This is a genomic window from Acinetobacter sp. RF14B (assembly GCF_006864105.1).
Lineage (GTDB): Bacteria > Pseudomonadota > Gammaproteobacteria > Pseudomonadales > Moraxellaceae > Acinetobacter > Acinetobacter lwoffii_C.
Window position 1 is genome coordinate 1 of sequence record NZ_SMTB01000166.1, and the last position, 2,509, is coordinate 2,509.

The 2,509-nt window shown below is 45.2% G+C and carries 5 protein-coding genes; 4 read left to right on the forward strand and 1 reads right to left on the reverse strand.

Annotation, left to right across the window (positions count from 1 at the left end; all coding sequences use genetic code 11):
* Positions 1 to 338: polyphenol oxidase family protein (locus E2K52_RS14110; RefSeq protein WP_151205642.1), on the forward strand; the 338-nt coding region annotated here is incomplete at its 5' end.
* Between the two features lie 40 nt (positions 339 to 378).
* On the forward strand, positions 379 to 939 hold the full coding sequence (locus tag E2K52_RS14115) for a flavodoxin family protein (protein WP_151205643.1): 561 nt from the start codon (positions 379 to 381) through the stop codon (positions 937 to 939).
* Positions 940 to 993: 54 nt separating this feature from the next.
* On the opposite strand, the gene smpB is transcribed toward E2K52_RS14115, so the two are convergent.
* Entirely contained in the window at positions 994 to 1,470 is a 477-nt protein-coding gene (gene smpB, locus E2K52_RS14120; RefSeq protein WP_151205644.1) for an SsrA-binding protein SmpB, read from the reverse strand.
* Positions 1,471 to 1,607: 137 nt separating this feature from the next.
* Here smpB and coaD point away from each other — a divergent pair, with 137 nt between their 5' ends.
* The gene (gene coaD, locus E2K52_RS14125) at positions 1,608 to 2,099 is read left to right on the forward strand and encodes a pantetheine-phosphate adenylyltransferase (protein WP_151205645.1); all 492 of its coding nucleotides are present in this window, start codon (positions 1,608 to 1,610) and stop codon (positions 2,097 to 2,099) included.
* 1 nt (position 2,100) lies between these two features.
* Complete coding sequence (locus E2K52_RS14130) at positions 2,101 to 2,364, forward strand: YfhL family 4Fe-4S dicluster ferredoxin (protein WP_151205646.1); 264 nt, start codon at positions 2,101 to 2,103, stop codon at positions 2,362 to 2,364.
* Positions 2,365 to 2,509: the final 145 nt, after the last annotated feature.

Sequence of the window (2,509 nt, forward strand, 5' to 3'; positions counted from 1 at the left end):
GTGGAATTATTGAAAATACCATTGCCAGTATGCAGTCCCGGCCGGTCTGGGCCTGGTTGGGGGCGGCCATCAGCCAGCCTTGCTTTGAAGTGGGTACAGAAGTGAAAGAGGCATTCTGTTCAAAATATCCTGAGCTGGACAGCGCATTTCAGGCGGGACAGCAGACCGGAAAATACTATGCCGACCTGTATGCAATTGCGCGTTACATCTTGCAGCAACACGGGATAATAACCGTTTTGGGCGGCGATCAGTGTTCTTATACTCAGGCCGATGAATACTTTTCCTATCGCCGTGAAGCCAAAACCGGGCGCATGGCAACATTCGTGTTTATGGCCTGAAACTGTTAAACTTGACTGAAATTACTGGTTTTTGATTGTTATGTCCCTATCTTCCAAATCTGTTGCGATTGTTTATCACAGTCCTTATGGACACACGGCTAAAGTGGCAAACTTTATTGCTGAAGGTGTGCAAAAGGCAAGTGTTCAGGTACATATGATGAATGTTGAGCAGATTGATTGGGAGTTACTGGACGCCAGTGATGCGATTGTTTTTGGCTGCCCCACCTATATGGGCAGTCTGACGGCGGCTATGAAACTGTTTATGGAGCAGTCGTCCAAACGCTGGGTAGCACGTAGCTGGCAGGGGAAACTGGCTGCTGCATTTACCAATGGTGGGGGGTTAAGTGGTGACAAGCTGGCTGTTTTACAACAGATTAACCTGTTTGCGATGCAGCATGGCATGTTGTGGTCGGGCTTGCCTTTGATGCCAACCGGCCGTTCTGCAACAGACCTGAACCGCATGTCGAGCTTTTTAGGACTGATGACCCAGTCAGATAATGCACCGGTTGAAGTGACACCACCGGAAGGGGATTTACAGACTGCACTCTGGTTTGGAGAGTATATTGCCCTTACGCTAGCCAGATTACATAGCAAAGTTTAAAAGCATAAAAAAACCTCCGTACTAGGGAGGTTTTTTATTAACCGGCTTCAGCTCTTATTTATGAAATAAACGTGCTTTATCACGTTGCCAATCACGGTCTTTTTCAGTCGCACGCTTATCATGCAGCTGCTTACCTTTTACCAGGGCAATTTCCAGTTTGGCATTTGGCCCTTTCCAGTAGCAGGCCAATGGTACGCAAGCATAACCTTTCTGGTTAATCGCGCCCATCAGTTTTTCAATTTCACGGCGGTTCAATAACAGCTTGCGGGTACGTGTGGCTTCCGGCACGACATGCGTAGATGCACTGAGCAGAGGTTGAATTTGCGCCCCGAACAGGAAAGCCTCACCATTTTTAAAGGTGATATAGCTCTCTACAATGGTCATACGGCCCGCACGTAAAGATTTGACTTCCCAGCCTTGTAAGGAAAGTCCAGCTTCAAATTTTTCTTCAATAAAATAATCATGACGGGCACGTTTGTTGAGTGCAATCGTTCCGCCGTTATTTTTTTTAACTACAGTTACTTTCGCCATAATCCGACACTTCCAAAGTTAAAGCTATTGTACCGTAACTTTTATTGAGTTGAAGAGTTTAAATTAGTGGAGTTTCTTCAACAAAAATCAAGATTTTGCTAAAATAGCGGCCTACATAACAAACAGAGTACAAATGGATGTCTAAAACTCGTGTGATATATCCGGGAACTTTTGATCCAGTTACCAATGGTCATATTGATTTGGTAACACGTGCATCAAGAATGTTTGATGAAGTTGTGGTGGCTATTGCCATTGGTCATCATAAAAATCCGGTATTTAGTCTGGAAGAGCGAGTTGAGCTAGCCAAACAGTCCTTAAGCCATTTGGACAATGTTGAATTTGTAGGATTTGACGGTTTGCTGGTGAATTTCTTCCGTGAACAGAAGGCAACAGCGGTATTACGCGGTTTACGTGCAGTGTCTGATTTTGAGTATGAATTTCAGCTAGCGAATATGAACCGTCAACTGGATGCTCATTTTGAAGCGGTATTTTTAACGCCTTCAGAGCAATATTCATTTATTTCATCCACATTGGTGCGTGAAATTGCTCGTTTAAGAGGGGATGTAACCAAATTTGTTCCACCAAATGTGGTTGCTGCCTTCGAGCGTAAACTTCAACAAGGTTGGTAGAGTGTCTTTATATATCACCGATGAATGTATCAATTGTGATGTCTGTGAACCTGTATGCCCGAATGAGGCAATTTATATGGGGGAACTCATTTATGAGATCAATCCTGATCTGTGTACCGAGTGCGTCGGACATCATGACAAACCGCAGTGCCAGTTATTCTGTCCTGTAGACTGTATTCCGCTTGATCCGAATCATGTGGAGACGCAGGAACAGCTACAGGCCAAGTATGAAAAACTGACTGCTCAAAAAACATCAAGCAATTAGTTGTCAGATTTGATACTATGCGGCTCGAAGTGAGCCAGACGATCGCTGCTGTGGAAATCTCCGTGATTGAAGCAGGGGAGGAAAGTCCGGGCTTCATAGGGCAAGGTGCCAGGTAACGCCTGGGCGGCGCGAGCCGACGGAAAGT

Bases quoted from the DNA above. Each gene is read 5' to 3' on its own strand.
- E2K52_RS14115 (WP_151205643.1), top strand. From the start codon at position 379: ATGTCCCTATCTTCCAAATCTGTTGCGATTGTTTATCACAGTCCTTAT.
- smpB (WP_151205644.1), bottom strand. From the start codon at position 1,470: ATGGCGAAAGTAACTGTAGTTAAAAAAAATAACGGCGGAACGATTGCA.
- coaD (WP_151205645.1), top strand. From the start codon at position 1,608: ATGTCTAAAACTCGTGTGATATATCCGGGAACTTTTGATCCAGTTACC.